The 14,853-nt window shown below is 63.8% G+C and carries 14 protein-coding genes; 5 read left to right on the forward strand and 9 right to left on the reverse strand.

Annotation, left to right across the window (positions count from 1 at the left end):
* Positions 1-42: 42 nt before the first annotated feature.
* The 4 genes from GL4_RS15880 to GL4_RS15895 all read right to left on the reverse strand — a co-directional run bounded on the left by GL4_RS15880 (position 43) and on the right by GL4_RS15895 (position 3,408).
* Positions 43-1,032 carry a L,D-transpeptidase gene (locus GL4_RS15880; RefSeq protein ID WP_244462644.1) on the reverse strand — a complete coding sequence of 330 codons (990 nt, stop codon included), beginning with the start codon at positions 1,030-1,032 and terminating at the stop codon, positions 43-45.
* 164 nt (positions 1,033-1,196) lie between these two features.
* The gene (locus GL4_RS15885) at positions 1,197-1,658 is read right to left on the reverse strand and encodes a DUF1178 family protein (protein WP_045368965.1); all 462 of its coding nucleotides are present in this window, start codon (positions 1,656-1,658) and stop codon (positions 1,197-1,199) included.
* On the reverse strand, positions 1,655-2,545 hold the full coding sequence (locus GL4_RS15890; protein WP_045370374.1) for a carbon-nitrogen hydrolase family protein: 891 nt from the start codon (positions 2,543-2,545) through the stop codon (positions 1,655-1,657). The genes GL4_RS15885 and GL4_RS15890 overlap by 4 nt, the downstream gene beginning before the upstream one ends.
* An 86-nt stretch (positions 2,546-2,631) precedes the next feature.
* Entirely contained in the window at positions 2,632-3,408 is a 777-nt protein-coding gene (locus tag GL4_RS15895; protein WP_045368967.1) for a ComF family protein, read from the reverse strand.
* Between the two features lie 42 nt (positions 3,409-3,450).
* Between GL4_RS15895 and GL4_RS15900 the strand changes: the two genes are divergently transcribed.
* Positions 3,451-4,401, forward strand: coding sequence for a class I SAM-dependent methyltransferase (locus GL4_RS15900; protein ID WP_045368968.1), 951 nt, complete (start codon positions 3,451-3,453; stop codon positions 4,399-4,401).
* Positions 4,402-4,425: 24 nt separating this feature from the next.
* On the opposite strand, the gene GL4_RS15905 is transcribed toward GL4_RS15900, so the two are convergent.
* Genes GL4_RS15905 through GL4_RS15915 form a run of 3 tightly spaced genes read right to left on the reverse strand, consistent with a single transcriptional unit; the run spans position 4,426 to position 7,003 of the window.
* Entirely contained in the window at positions 4,426-4,875 is a 450-nt protein-coding gene (locus GL4_RS15905) for a (deoxy)nucleoside triphosphate pyrophosphohydrolase (RefSeq protein ID WP_045368970.1), read from the reverse strand.
* Entirely contained in the window at positions 4,872-6,110 is a 1,239-nt protein-coding gene (gene argJ, locus GL4_RS15910; protein WP_045368972.1) for a bifunctional glutamate N-acetyltransferase/amino-acid acetyltransferase ArgJ, read from the reverse strand. Before argJ ends, GL4_RS15905 begins: the two co-directional genes overlap by 4 nt.
* Positions 6,111-6,130: 20 nt before the next feature.
* Positions 6,131-7,003, reverse strand: a complete 873-nt coding sequence (locus tag GL4_RS15915; RefSeq protein ID WP_156137654.1) for a peptidylprolyl isomerase — start codon at positions 7,001-7,003, stop codon at positions 6,131-6,133.
* Between the two features lie 154 nt (positions 7,004-7,157).
* Here GL4_RS15915 and GL4_RS15920 point away from each other — a divergent pair, with 154 nt between their 5' ends.
* From GL4_RS15920 to GL4_RS15935, 4 genes are all read left to right on the forward strand, one after another.
* Positions 7,158-7,499 carry an ArsR/SmtB family transcription factor gene (locus tag GL4_RS15920; RefSeq protein WP_045368975.1) on the forward strand — a complete coding sequence of 114 codons (342 nt, stop codon included), beginning with the start codon at positions 7,158-7,160 and terminating at the stop codon, positions 7,497-7,499.
* Between the two features lie 15 nt (positions 7,500-7,514).
* The gene (locus tag GL4_RS15925; RefSeq protein WP_045368977.1) at positions 7,515-8,048 is read left to right on the forward strand and encodes an arsenate reductase ArsC; all 534 of its coding nucleotides are present in this window, start codon (positions 7,515-7,517) and stop codon (positions 8,046-8,048) included.
* Positions 8,049-8,255: 207 nt separating this feature from the next.
* Positions 8,256-11,018: a preprotein translocase subunit SecA gene (gene secA / locus GL4_RS15930; RefSeq protein WP_045368979.1), complete on the forward strand. Its 2,763-nt coding sequence runs from the start codon at positions 8,256-8,258 to the stop codon at positions 11,016-11,018.
* A 76-nt stretch (positions 11,019-11,094) separates the two neighbouring features.
* Positions 11,095-12,867, forward strand: a complete 1,773-nt coding sequence (locus GL4_RS15935; RefSeq protein ID WP_045368980.1) for an SLC13 family permease — start codon at positions 11,095-11,097, stop codon at positions 12,865-12,867.
* Here the strand turns inward: GL4_RS15935 and GL4_RS15940 are convergent.
* Positions 12,842-13,723: a L,D-transpeptidase family protein gene (locus GL4_RS15940; RefSeq protein WP_197539049.1), complete on the reverse strand. Its 882-nt coding sequence runs from the start codon at positions 13,721-13,723 to the stop codon at positions 12,842-12,844. The genes GL4_RS15935 and GL4_RS15940 overlap by 26 nt on opposite strands.
* Positions 13,724-13,831: 108 nt before the next feature.
* Complete coding sequence (locus tag GL4_RS15945; protein WP_156137655.1) at positions 13,832-14,821, reverse strand: L,D-transpeptidase family protein; 990 nt, start codon at positions 14,819-14,821, stop codon at positions 13,832-13,834.
* Between the last annotated feature and the right edge of the window lie 32 nt (positions 14,822-14,853).

Below are 14,853 nucleotides of genomic sequence, written 5' to 3' on the forward strand. Positions count from 1 at the left end.
ACCGCGCCACGGCCGCAAGGCCGTGGCCTATTGCGCCGGTACCTAGTACCCCGGTGCGCGGAACCAGTTGCCCCGGCGCGGAGCGCGGCGGTACTGGCGCGGCTGATTCCGCGGCACGAACACACGGCGGCGGCGCTCGGCCCGCGGCCGAATCTCGTTGTAGCCGTAGCGCTCGTAGTTGCGGCCCGGCGCATAACGCGGATAAACCGGCCGGCCATAGTCCTGGTACGGATCGTAACGGCGGTCGGGATGGGCGATCTTGTAGTCCCCGCCCGGCGTCGAACCCGTTAGGACGACTTCCGTACGGTCGAGGCCGTGTTCCTTGACCAGGTTGAAGAATGTCTCCGCATTCTTCGGCGACAGGCGCACGCAGCCGTGCGAGGCAGGCTTACCCAGCTTCTTCACTTCCTTGGTAGCGTGGATCGCGTGCCCCTTCTTGGTGAAGAACACCGCATGCGGCATGGGCGCGTTGTCCCACTGCCTGCTGTACCAAATCTCGTTCATCGAGCTCGCGGTGAACGTGCCGCCAGGCGTAGCATAGCCGGGAAGACCGGTGGAAACAGGCCAGCGGTATTGTTCGACCCCGTCGACGAAGACCGTCATCTCCTGTGTCGTCTTGTCGATCGTGGCGATCACGGTCGGCGTTTTCGGCTCGACCGGCGCTTCCACATCGGCCAGGTCGTCGCTCTTGAGCGTCTCGATGTCCGGGTCGCTGGTCAGCGACGATTCCGGTTCTTCGACCGGCGAGCGCGACGCGCTTCTGGCGGGTTCGTCCGTGTTGGCCTCATCGGCATCCTCGTCCGTCGCCGATGTGTCGGTCGTGCCGAATCGATCGTCCGGATAGACGGGCTGCGGCTGGGCGTCGAGCCCCTTCGGCATGCTGAGATCGAGATCCGGCGAGGTTGCGTGCTTGTCCGTCTCTGCGGCCGCCGGCTGGGCAAGCAGAAGGACCGCGAGGCAGGCGGCCATAGACAGCCGGAACGCCGATAGATGGGTCCAAGGCCGTGGTTGCTGTTGAAAAGTGAGGCGCATGATTCGTTCCCTGGTTATGCGCGATCCAACCGTCCGGCACCCTCATCATTGCAGAGGCATCCCGACATTTCCACGGCACTTCGCGAATTATTGTTCAGCTATACGTGACAGCCCCAAACAAGAGGTTACCCGTTCGCGGACAGGGTCCGTCGGGACCCGGAAGGCTAGTTGTGCTCGTCCGGCAGCTTGGGGAGCGGGAGCGCTGGAATTCCCTCTTCATACAATGACTTAGCCTCGTCGACCGTCGCCTCACCGTAGATGCTCCGCTCTTCGGCTTCCCCGTGGTGCATTTTCCGCGCTTCTTCGGCGAATTTGTCGCCGACATCGTCGGCGTTGGCCTTCAGATGCTCCCGGAGGCCCTTGAGAAAGGCGTAACTTTGGCCCTTGGCCGAATCTTTGGGTCCCATGAGCGGCCCATCGGCGGTCGGCGGCGCTTCGTCACCTGCCGGCTCACTTCGCCGGCCGCGCAACACGGCAGGCGCCATCGGCGCCTTCTGAACATCCGCGCCGCCGCATTCCGGGCAGCGGATCGCCTCGGCCTCGCACTGCTCGTCATACGAAGCGCTGGACGAGAACCACGCGTCGAACTGGTGCCCGCTTCCGCATATGAGGGCATAGCGGATCATGACGCTTGCCGCTTCTCGGCATCATCGGCCGGCGCCGCAATCTCGATCTCGAACGGCCGCCCATGAGTGAGCGCGGGGATCCGGGCCCGCACCTCCTCCACGAGGGCAAGATCGATGTCGGCGAAGACGACGCACGGATCGGCCCCCGCCTCGGCCAGGATCTCGCCCCAGGGCGAGATGATCATCGAGTGCCCGAACGTCCAGCGGCCATTCTCATGAAGGCCGCCTTGCGTCGCCGCGAACACGTACGCGCCGGTCTCGATCGCGCGCGACCGCAGCAGCACATGCCAATGCGCCTCGCCCGTGTGTTTGGTGAAGGCCGCCGGAATGGCGATCATGTTCGCACCGGCGATGGCCAGCGCCCGATACAGCGCGGCAAAGCGTAGGTCGTAGCAAATGGTCATGCCGAGCCGCGCGGACACGCCGCCGGGAGTCAAACGCGCAAGGACCGCTTTGCTGCCCGGCGTATAGTTGTCGGATTCGCGATAGGTCTCACCGTTCGGAAGGTCGACATCGAACATATGCAGCTTGTCGTAGCGCGCGGCGATCGTCCCATCCGGCGCCAGAAGATACGAGCGGTTGGCGATGCGCCCGTCGCCGCCTTTGACCCCGAGCGAGCCGATATGCAGCCATATGCCGAACTCGCCCGCCAGCGCGCGGAACACGGCCAGCGGGCGGCTTTCGCCTTCCGGCTGAACCTGGCTCCGGACGAGCTCGGGCTCGAGTTCCATCAGCGCCGTATTCTCAGGGGTCTGAATATAGGTCGCGCCGCCCTTGGCCGCTTCGCGGATCAAAGCCTCCGCTGAGACCAGGTTGTCCGCGATCACCCGCCCGGCGCGCAATTGCACGAGCGCGGAGCGAAAACGATTGGCGGTCTTAGAACCCATGCTCAACTCTCGATCGTTGGTCTTAATCGAACCGTCCAGCATTTTGACTGCTGGGATTCAAACCGTCCTGCGGCAGACCGCGCTACCTAAAGCACGAAGGCCGCCGGTTCAACGGCGCGGGACAGGGCCAGCACATCCACACGCGCCGCGCCCGCCCGTTTCAGGACGCGAGCGCAAGCCTCTATTGTGGCGCCGGTGGTAATCACGTCGTCCACGAGCACCACGGATTTCCCGGCAATCGCATGTGCGCGCGACGCAGACACCTTAAAGGCTCCCGCGACATTGCGCTTTCGCTGCGCCGCCGACAAGCCCACCTGGCTTGCCGTGCGGCGCGTCCGCCGCAGAACGAAACAGTCGGCCGGCACACCCGTGTCGTTTTCGATCCCCCGCGCCAGCAAGGCCGACTGGTTGAACCGCCGCGACCACAGCCTCGACCGGTAGAGCGGCACCGGCACGAGAAGCTCAGCGTCGGCCAGCAGGTCGGACCCGGCTCGTACGAGCCAGCGGGTGAACAGGCTTAGTCCGTCCTGCCGGTCCCGGTATTTGAAGCTCTGGATCAGATCGCGCATGGTCTGCGAGTAGCGCGCCACGGCTCGCGCGCGGTCGTAGACCGGCGGCGCGGCAATCGCCGCCGCCGACAGATACGGTTCCCCCGTATCGTAAGGAAGCGGCACGCCGAGACGTGTGCACAACGGTGGCGCGATAAAATCGATGCCGGCGAAACACGAACCGCAAAGGAGCCCGTGAGATACGATGGGCGCACGGCAGACCACACAGACGGGCGGCAGCACCAGATCGGCCGCCGTGCGCAGCACCGTGCGCCAGACGGAAGCGGCTTCAACCTTTGTTGCTTCGATGGACATAGAAACAATTATAAGTTGCCGACGATCGAATGAGGAGCCGCAATGAGCGAAGCCCCGCTTCTTTTCGACCGGCGACTCTTGCGCGCGCGCAGAGCCCGCTTTGCGAGCGAAATCGAGGATCGCCAAGTTCTGATCGGCCACGTCGCCGGCGAGATCGCCGACCGGGTCGCGATCATGTTGCGCGCCTTCCCGCGGGCGCTCGACCTCGGGGCCTATCACGGCCTGTTGGGGCGGACCATCGCCGAACTGCCGTCGGTCGAGGAGGTGTTCTACGCGGAGAGTGTGCTGGCCTATGCACGCCGCTGCCCGTCACCCGCCGTCGTCTGCGACGAAGACCTGCTGCCGTTCAAGGACGGCGCCTTCAACCTCGTCGTGTCCGGCCTCGCTCTTCACCGCGTCAACGATCTCCCCGGCAGCCTCATCCAGATCCGCCGGGCGCTCGCGCCTGATGGGCTTTTCATGGCCGCGGCGCTTGGCGCCAATGCGCTCGGCGAGTTGCGGGAATGTCTGCTCGAAGCGGAAGAGGAGATCGAGGGCGGGGTGTCTCCGCGGGTCGCCCCGTTCGCGGACGTGCGATCCTACGGCGCGCTTCTGCAACGCGCCGGCTTCGCCCTGCCCGTCACGGACACGGAGGAACTCGAGGTGATCTACCCCTCGCCCCGTGCGCTGATGCAGGAAATCCGCGCTCTCGGTGGCGGCAACGTGCTCGTGGCCCGCAGCAAGAAGCCACTGTCGCGGCGGGTGCTGCTGCGAGCGGAGGACCTGTACCGGTCGCGCTACGGCACGCCGGACGGCAAGGTCGCCGCGACATTCCAATTCGTTTTCATGAGCGGCTGGGGACCGGACCCGAGCCAGCAGAAGCCGCTGAAGCCGGGCTCGGCGCAAAGCCGCCTGGCGGACGCGCTCAATACGACGGAGCAGCCGGGAGGCGCGAAGGCGTCGTTTCCCAGAACCGATCCCAAGGACGGTTCGAAGACCGATCCGGAGAGTTGAAGCCGGGCGATTGGCGCGAGGGTCCTAGCTGCCAGCCGAGGCGCTGCGTACGCAGTCGAGCAAGCCGGGCAGAAGCCCCTTGAGCGGCTCGTCGGCGGGCGGCATTGCATAGTCTTGCAACGCGGCCGGAGCGGCCCAGACCAGCGCCTGCCCCTCTTTGGGTGTGACGTCTCCCGACCACTGCCAGCATGCGAAGAGCGGCATCAGCAGGTTGAAGTCCGCGTAGGAGAAACTCGAGAACATCAACGGGATGAGCGACGATGGCGCAATCGCGATCCCGAGTTCCTCGTCGAGTTCGCGAATGAGACCGTGTTCGGGCGTCTCGCCGTCCTCCAGCTTCCCGCCTGGGAACTCCCAGAGCCCCGCGAGCGGCTTGCCTTCGGGCCGCTGAGAAATGAGGACGCGTCCGCTGTCATCGACCAGCGCACATGCGGCGACCAACACAAGCGGCTTGGCGCGCTCTGCTCCCGTCACGACCGGTAATCAGCGTTGATGGCGATGTATTCCTTAGTGAGATCGCAGGTCCACATCGTATCCGTGCCCTCACCGATGCCCACATCCACGGTGATGTCGATCTCGGGACGCTTCATGTAGGCCGCCCCGTCGACCTCTTTGTAGGAAGGCGCGACTTCGCCGTCTTTCGCCACTTCGATGTCGCCGAACCAGATCGCTAGCCGGTCGCGGTCGGCCGCCTCACCGGCCTTGCCTACGGCCATGACGATACGGCCCCAGTTCGGGTCCTCACCCGCCAGCGCCGTTTTCACCAGAGGCGAATTGCAGATCGCCTTCGCGATTGTGCGCGCCGACGCCTTTGACTCGGCCCCCTTAACCGTCACCGAGACGAACTTGGTGAGCCCCTCGCCGTCCTGCACGATCTGATGCGCAAGGTCGCGCATAAGATCGAAAAGAGCCGCGCGGAACCCCGCGAGCCGCTCGTCGTTTCCGTCAGCGATGCGCGGACACGAGCGCCGCTCTGCCGCGCCTGTCGCGAAGAGAAGGACCGTGTCGCTGGTGGACGTATCGCTGTCGATCGTGATCGCGTTGAAACTGTCTTCGACCAGAGGCGACAGAACGGACTGAAGAGCGGCGGGCTCGATCGGCGCGTCCGTGAACAGAAAAGAGAGCATCGTCGCCATGTCGGGAGCGATCATGCCGGCGCCCTTGGCGATACCGTTGAGCGTGACGGTCACGCCGCCGATCTCGCAAGTTCGCGTAGCGAGCTTCGGAAACGTGTCCGTTGTCATGATCGCGCGGGCTGCCATTTCGTACGCGTCGGCCTGCGCCCGTTCCGCAAGACCTGCGAGAAAGCCCACGAATTTCGACGGGTCGAGCGGCTCGCCGATCACGCCGGTCGAGGCGACATAGACATCCGCATCGAGACACTCGGCGATGCGCGCTGTCGCCCGCACAGTCTCCGCGACCGCCTCGCGCCCGCGCATGCCCGTGAAGGCATTGGCATTGCCCGAGTTCACGACCAGAGCCCGGGCCATGCCGTGCCGCACATGCTCGCGGCACCATTCGACAGCCGCCGACGCCGTTTTGGACGTGGTGAACACGCCCGCCACGGCGGTCGATGGCTCGAACAACGCCAAGAGCAGGTCGGTGCGGCCGGCATAGCGGATCCCGGCCTCGCACGCCGCGAGACGAACGCCCTCGATCGGCGGCAAGACCGGCACCTGCACCGGGGCAAACGGCGAGACTTTGTCCATGACCGAAACGTCGGCGGCCTTTAGTGGTCTTCGTTGAACTCTTCGTCGGGCAGCGGCGGCGCCTCGCCCCGCATGGCTGCGTCCTCCATGGACCGCTTGATCTCCGGATCGACAATCTCGATGTCGGCATTGGACCGAAGGTCGTTCACGACCGTCTGGGCCTTGCGCACCACGAGCTGGCTCATGATGGGGTCCTTGACATCCTCGAAGGTCGGCAGCTCCTGATCGCGCTTCTCCTCGACCTGGATGATGTGCCAACCGAAGCTCGTCTTCACGGGATCGGAAATCTGACCCACATCGAGCGCGAAGGCTGCATCCTCGAAAGGCTTCAGCATCTGGCCACGGGTGAAGAAACCGAGATCGCCTCCTTCCGCGTTCTTGTCTTTCGACTTTTCCGACGCGAGCTTGGCAAAATCGGCGCCGCCATCGAGCTCAGCCTTGATAGCCTTCGCCTGATCTTCCGTATCGACGAGAATATGCCGGGCCTTGATCTCCTGCTCCGGCTTCACCTTGGCGATGTTCTCTTCGAAGACCTTTTTCGCTTCCGCTTCGGAGACGCCGCCTGTGACGTTCTTGTCGAAGTACGCGTCCCGCAGCGCGCGCCGCCGGTGATAGGCCTCGCGCTTTGCGAACGTATCTGCCTCGTCCAGCTTTTCCTTTTCACCGGCGCCGGCCATCAGCTCGTTCTCGATCACGAACTGCATCAGGATCCGCTTGCGGTCGTCGGGACGGACGGTTCCGAGCCGCGGTCCGACTTCGGAGGCGGCAAAGTCTAGATCGGATTGTTTGATCTCCACCCCGTTCACGCGCGCGACGACAGCGTCGTCGGCGAGTACTGGCGGCACAAGGAACATCGACGCTGCCAGGAGCAGCAAGGCTGACCACAATTTCACTGGATTAATCCTCGTCTTCGGCTCCGGCCTAATCACATCGATTGGTGGCGGAGCGGGTTTGGGTGCTTCCCCAGACGCCTTCTTAGCGTTGGCCTCGGGACTTGCCAACCCGCAGGAATTGACAGGATTCTATTTATTCAATAGTTCTAGAACTATGGATATTAACGAGGCTGTCGACGCGCTGGGCGGGCTGGCACAGGAAACCCGTCTCAAGGTTTTCAGGCTGCTGGTCCGGGCGGGCTTCAACGGGATGGCGGCGGGCGATATCGCCAAGGCGGTCGGCATCCCGAAGAACACACTGTCATCCCACCTGGCTATCCTTGCGCGCGCCAATCTCGTCCAGGCCCGAAAAGAAGGCCGGTCCATGATCTACGCCGTGGATCTCGAAGGGACCCGGGCTCTGCTGTCCTTCCTAGTGGAGGACTGTTGTCAGGGAGACCCGTCGGTTTGCGGCCCATTGATCGAGACGACCTTGGCAACGTGTTGTTCGGAGTGAACGGAGGAAACCGACATGAAAACCGGCGACGCTAACGATCCCCTGAACGTGCTTTTCCTATGCACGGGCAATTCCGCTCGTTCCATCATGGCCGAATGCATCATGAACCGCGAAGGCGCAGGCAAGTTCAAAGCCTATAGCGCAGGCAGCATGCCGGCCGGCCAGGTCAACCCGTATGCTCTAAACCTGTTGCAAAAGCTGAATTACGACGTGTCCGGCCTGCGCTCGAAGTCCTGGGAGGAGTTCAGCGGGCCCGATGCTCCCAAGCTCGATTTCGTCTTCACCGTTTGCGACAACGCTGCCAACGAGGTCTGCCCGATCTGGCCCGGTCAGCCCATGTCCGCCCATTGGGGCCTTCCGGATCCGGCAGCAGTCGAGGGCACCGACGCGGAACGAGCGCTCGCCTTCGACGACACCTATCGCATGCTGTTTCAGCGCATCACGATCTTCGTGAACCTGCCGTTTGCAAGCCTGAGCAAGCTCTCGTTGCAAAAACAGCTCGACGAAATCGGCAAACACCGCGCTGCAACCACCAAAGAGCCTGCCTGACAGTGCCACGCGTGCCCCGCCGCTCGCGTTGACAAGGCAGAGGCCGCCACTTATGTCTCCGGCGTTGACCCCCGGCATTTCTCGCCGTTTTTTCTAGGAACCGGCGAACAACCACCGGGGGTCCCACACTCCATCCGCCAAGGACCTCCAGGGCTCTGAGAAGAGCCCCGCGCGGCCCGGCTCACGCCATGAGAGGCTAAAGGTTCGATGCTTTCCCTCGGCGCCATTGCCAATAAAGTCTTCGGCTCGTCCAACGACCGCAAACTGAAGAAATACGACCCGGTTGTCGCGGCGATCAACGCCCTGGAGCCCGAAGTTTCCGCTCTGTCCGACGAGGCGCTGCGCGCCCGCACCGACGAGTTCCGCAAGCGCCTTGCCGGGGGCGAAACGCTCGACGATCTGTTGCCGGAAGCGTTCGCCACGGTCCGGGAGGCCGCCAAACGCACGCTGGGTCAGCGCCATTTCGACGTGCAGCTGATCGGCGGCATGGTTCTGCATGAAGGCCGGATCGCCGAGATGAAAACCGGCGAGGGCAAGACGCTCGTCGCCACGCTTCCCGTCTACCTGAACGCGCTGACCGGCAAGGGCGTGCACGTCGTGACGGTGAACGACTATCTCGCCAAGCGCGACGCCGCATGGATGGGACAGGTCTACTCGTTCCTGGGGCTCACCGTCGGCACGATCGAGCACGAGTTGAACGACGAGCAGCGCAAGGCCCAGTACGCGTGCGACGTCACCTACGGCACGAACAACGAGTACGGTTTCGACTATCTGCGCGACAACATGAAGTATCTCGAAAGCGAGATGGTCCAGCGCGGACACACCTTCGCCATCGTCGACGAGGTGGACTCCATTCTGATCGACGAGGCGCGGACCCCGCTCATTATTTCCGGTCCCCTCGACGACCGCTCTGATTTCTACAACACGATCGACGTGTTCATCCCCAAGCTCAAAGACGAAGACTTCGAGCTCGACGAGAAGACCCGCCAGGTGTCGCTCACCGAAGAAGGCAACGAGCATATCGAACAGCTTCTCATCGAAGCTGACCTTCTCAAGGGCGACTCTCTCTACGACGTCGAGAATGTCAGCGTGGTGCATCACGTCCAGCAGGCTCTGCGCGCCCACAAAGTGTTTCAGCGCGATCGCGACTACATCGTGAAGAATGGCGAAGTCGTCCTGATCGACGAGTTCACCGGCCGCATGATGTCCGGCCGGCGCTTTTCCGAGGGCCTGCACCAGGCGCTGGAGGCGAAGGAACACGTGGAGATCCAGCCGGAGAACCAGACCTTCGCGACGATCACGTTCCAGAACTACTTCCGACTCTACGAGAAGCTTGCCGGAATGACCGGCACGGCCCTGACGGAGGCCGACGAGTTCATGGATATTTACGGCCTCGACGTGATCGAAGTGCCGACCAACCGGCCCATGGCGCGCATCGACGAAGACGACGAGGTGTACCGGACGGCGAAAGAGAAATACGACGCCATCATCGAACTGATCCGGGACGCGCAAGAGCGCGGCCAGCCGATGCTCGTCGGCACCACCTCGATCGAGAAATCGGAAATTCTTTCGGAACTCCTGAAGAAACGCAAAGTGCCGCACAACGTGCTCAACGCGCGCTATCACGAGCAGGAAGCCCATATCGTCGCACAAGCCGGCGTGCCGGGCGCGATCACCATCGCCACGAACATGGCCGGCCGCGGCACGGACATCCAGCTCGGCGGCAACCCGGACATGCGGCTTGAGGATTGGCTCGCCGAGCAGGCTGAAAAAGGCAAGGAGCCGAGCCCCGCCGAAGTCGAGGCGAAGCGCGCCGAGATCGACGCGGATGTTCAAGAGAAGAAGAAGAAGGCGCTCGAGGCCGGCGGTCTTTACGTGGTGGGCACCGAACGCCATGAAAGCCGCCGTATCGACAACCAGCTCCGCGGCCGTTCGGGCCGTCAGGGCGATCCGGGTGCATCCCGCTTCTTCCTGTCCCTCGAGGACGATCTGATGCGTATCTTCGGGTCCGAACGCATGGACGGCATGTTGCAGGCGCTCGGTCTCAAGGAGGGCGAAGCCATCGTCCATCCCTGGATCAACAAGGCCCTGGAAAAGGCGCAAGGCAAGGTCGAAGCGCGCAACTTCGACATCCGCAAGAACGTCGTGAAGTTCGACAACGTGATGAACGATCAACGCAAGGCGATCTTCGAGCAGCGTCGCGAACTCCTGGCGGACGAAGATCTGGCCGAGACCATCGCGGAAATGCGCCGCCAGGTCGTCGACGATTTGGTCGCCGAGGCAATCCCCGAGAAGTCCTATCCGGAACAATGGGACCTCGAGGGGCTCAAAGAGAAGATTGGCAACGTCTTCGCCCTCGAATTGCCCGTCACCGATTGGGCGGACGAGGAAGGCATCGCCGAAGCTGAGATTCACGAGCGGCTCATCAAGGCGACCGACGAGGCCGCTGCCCGCAAAGCCGCGAGGTTCGGCTCGGACACCATGCGCCAGCTCGAGCGCGCGGTTCTGCTCCAGACGCTCGACAGTCTATGGCGAGAACACCTTGTGACGCTCGAGCATTTGCGTCAGGTCATCGGCCTTCGCGGTTACGGCCAGCGCGACCCGCTGAACGAGTTCAAGAGCGAAAGTTTTACCTTGTTCGAGCAGATGCTGGCCCGCCTGCGCGAAGCGGTCACCGGGCAGATCATGCACGCCGAGATCGCGCAGGAATCCGACGCGCCGTCCTTGGACATCACCGACCTGCCACCCATGGAGGCGCACCACATCGACCCCACAACGGGCGAGGACGAGTTCGCGATGGAGGGTGCGGACCCCGCGCCTGCATCCGGCGCCGCGCCCTTACGCACCCGCAAGGCGGCCGCCGTGGCGCTCGACCCTTCCGATCCCTCCACCTGGGGCAAGGTACAGCGCAACGCGCCCTGCCCGTGCGGATCGGGCAAGAAATACAAGCACTGCCACGGGGCGTTTTAGCGACAACAGATCTGTTTGAAGCCAACGCACCGGTGGCGCGGAGGGGCGAAAGCCTGACGGGAGACCCGCGAACGCCATGACGGTCGACCAAGCGCTCGCCTTCGCCATCGTCGTCGGCATGATGGCGCTCTTCATCTGGGGACGTTTGCGCTACGACGTCGTGGCGCTCCTATCGCTGTTGGCCGCGATCGCCGCGGGCATCGTTCCACCCGAAAAGGCCTTCTCCGGTTTCAGCGACGACATCGTCATCATCGTTGGCAGCGCCCTCATCGTCAGCGCCGCGGTGGGCCGGTCGGGCGTGATCGAACGGCTGGTGCGCCAGTTCGGCCCCTATCTCACGACGGTATACCGGCAGATCGCCGCCCTGGTGGGCTCGGTCACCGTCATGTCCGGCTTCGTGAAGAATATCGGCGCGCTGGCGATGCTAATGCCGGTCGCGTTCCAGGTCTCCCGCCGCAGCGGAACCTCACCGTCCTCTCTTCTTATGCCCATGTCCTTCGGCGCCCTTCTCGGCGGCACCGTCACGCTCATCGGCACCTCTCCGAACATCATCGTGAGCCGGGTCCGCGAACAAAGCATCGGCCAGCCTTTCGAGATGTTCGACTTCGCGCCCGTCGGTGCCTGCCTCTCGCTCATCGGCTTCGTGTTCCTGCTGGTCGGCTGGCGGCTTCTTCCCAAGGACCGAAAAGGGATCGTGTCCATGGATGCAGCCTTCACATTGGAAGGCTACACGACCGAGGTCGCCGTTCCCGAAGACTCGCCCGCCACCGACATCACCGTGAAGGCGCTCGAGGACCTGAGCGAGGGCGACGTCGAAGTCATCTCCCTGATCCGGGGAACGGTGCGCCGCTTTGACCCCGCGGGGAACAGCATCATCCGGGCGGGCGATTTGTTGATCCTGCGCGGCGAACCGTCCGCGTTGGAACGGCTCGTTGCGCTGGAGAAGCTGACCCTCGTGCCTCATGCGGAAGGCAACGGGCGTGACACGCCGAGCGACGAGATCGGCATCATGGAAGCGGTCATCACACCGGATTCCGAGCTTATCGGCTATTCGGTCGGCCAATTGAAACTCGCCGACCGGTACGGCATGGACCTCCTTGCCGTGAGCCGGACCGGACGCCGTATCGCCAACCGGTTGCGCGCTGTGAGGCTCCGTGCTGGCGACGTGGTCGTGCTCCAAGGCAATCTGACCACGATGCCGGAGACGCTGGGCGCGCTGCACCTTCTGCCGCTGGCCGAGCGCGACTTGCGGATCGGTCGGCGGGGCAGCCTCCTGCCCCTTGCCGTCCTGGCCGTGGCCATGGGCCTTGTCGCATTCAGCATCGTGCCTGTGGCCATCGCCTTCTTCGGGGCCGCCGTCGTGCTGCTGCTCCTGCGCTCGCTGTCCCTGCGGGAAGCCTATGACGTGGTCGAGTGGCCGATCCTGGTCATGCTGGGCGCGCTCATTCCCGTCAGTGACGCGCTCCGCACCACGGGCGGCACGGACCTCATCGCCGGGTGGCTGTCGGAGACCGCGTCTTATCTGCCGGCCTACGGGGCGCTGCTCCTCCTCATGGCCGCGGCCATGGCGGTCACGCCCTTCCTCAACAACGCCGCCACGGTGCTCGTCATGGCGCCGATCGCCGCGAGCTTCGCCGGCAATCTCGGCTACAACCCCGATGCATTCCTGATGGGGGTCGCCATCGGCGCGGCCTGCGATTTCCTGACGCCCATCGGCCATCAGTGCAACACGCTGGTGATGGGTCCCGGAGGCTATCGCTTTGGCGATTACTGGCGGCTGGGCCTGCCGCTCTCCGTCATTGTGCTGCTCGCGGGCACACCGCTCATTCTGTATTTCTGGCCTCTGTAGTGGCGGCCCGTTCGCGCGGACTGGGTCGGGCCACAGTGTCGGGGCAGTACGCCTCGACCGCGCTGTCCACCGTGGCGGCGCTGCCCCGCTCGAACACGTAAGACCCATCGCACACGCTGACCTTCGGCGGCACCCGGTCGCGGGCAAACAGGTCGTGACCCGTTTTGAGGTTGGCCCAGAACGGCGCCCATTTGTCTCCCGACCGGAGACGCAGATTTTTCTCGGTCATCCGGAAGGGAAAGGCGTGAACGGGGATGCGGGCCTGGCCGTTGTCGAGCGCCGCGGTGACGAAGGCCCAGAGTTCGTCCACCACCCCGTCAGTGACGGCAAAGCAACCGATGGACGCGCAGCCGCCATGCACCATCAGAAACGAGCCGGTGCGCCCCTTGCTCTGGTCATAGGCGTTCGGAAAGCCGAGATTGAAGGAAAGGTGCTCGACGCTGTTGGGATTGAGCGCGTCCTTGTCCACCGTGTAGAAGCCCTCGGGCGCCTGCCGGTCGCCTTCCTTCAGCTTCGGCCCGAGGCGCCCGGACCACATGCAGATCGGATAGGTCGCGAAGCGCTCGAAACGGCCGTTCTTCTGCACCCAGAGCTCGATTTCGGATTCGAGCTTGTAGATGCGGATGTGCACCGGCATGCCGGGCTTCACGCCGGCTTCGTTCATCCGCGCGGAGAAGCGGCTTAGATCCGGCGTCCCCGGCAGCGGACGGCCGGACCGGAAGTGCCCTCGGTTGTCCTGGCGGTCCCAATTGATGGTGACCCGGTCGATGAGCTGCCGCCCCTCGGGCGTGAACAGGTAGTACGCACCGCCCGCGAGCGCCGTCAGCAGAATAGAGACGAAAAGTAAGCGCAGCATCGTCAGCCCTCTCGGACAAGAGCGATTGTCGGCCTCATGCTAGGGGCGCCAGTTAGCCTCGGAAAGAGGGCTAGAGGATGATCCCCGCAACCGTGAATACGCCTCCGGTCACTGCTCGTAGGACCCTCGTTGGGCGACCTTGTTTTTGTCGCCGGCCTTCTCCTTGCCTTGCGCCTTCGGATCGGGCGTCGCCGGCCCCAGCGTCATCATGTTGTAGACGGGAGTCTCGTCGCTCACGCGTAGCTTGATGTCTTTGCCGAGCGGTTCGGCGAGTGAGGACTGGGCCACGGTCCGCTGGTCCCGCTGGGGCTTGAACGCGACCACGGGCAGCTTCTGGTAGCGCGGGCAAGCGCGCTTCGGATTGGGATAGTCCCCGCCCGGAAAGGCGGCATTGAACACGTAGCGCTTGCCGCAAACGGCAATCGGCGGCTCGAGCCGCGTGACCTCGAAATAGTCGTAGCCCTCTTTCAGATTGACCCAGAAGTCGAACCATTGGCTGCTCGTCTGCGCCGCCAGGTTGGCCGTCGTCATCCGGAACGGAAAGGCGTGGACCTGGAATTTCTCCTGGCCGCCTGCGAAGGCTTCGGCAGCAAGCGCGTAAATTTCTTCGATGACCGGGTCCGTCATGGCGTAGCAGCCGCGCGACTTGCACTGGCCATGCACCATGAGATTGGCGCCCGTCCGGTTCAGGGACCGGTCGAAGGCGTTTGGATAGCCGATATTGAAAGAAAGATGGTAGTGGCTCTTCGGGTTCAGCCGCTTCCTGTCGACGACATAGAACCCTTCCGGCGCCTGCAGGTCGCCCTGCTTCTGCTTCGGCCCGAGCCCGCCGGAATACTTGCAGATGGGATAGGTCTTCAAGAGGTAGTAGTGCCCGTCGTCCTTCTGCTTCCAGACCTCGAGCTCGGCCTCGGACTTGAAGACACGGATCAGGATGGGCTGAGACGGGGTCATGCCTTTCTCGGCCATCAGGGCGCGCATCTTTCCGGACAAGGGGCGCATATGCGGGGGGTAGTAGTCCGTGCAGCCAAATAGGGCCGCCGCCAAAACGACCACACAGGCCCAAAGAACGGCCGATAAGATCGTGGAACGACGCATGCGGCGAGCCCTTTTGCACCCCCAGCAGAATT

It is taken from the genome of Methyloceanibacter caenitepidi, assembly GCF_000828475.1.
GTDB lineage: Bacteria > Pseudomonadota > Alphaproteobacteria > Rhizobiales > Methyloligellaceae > Methyloceanibacter > Methyloceanibacter caenitepidi.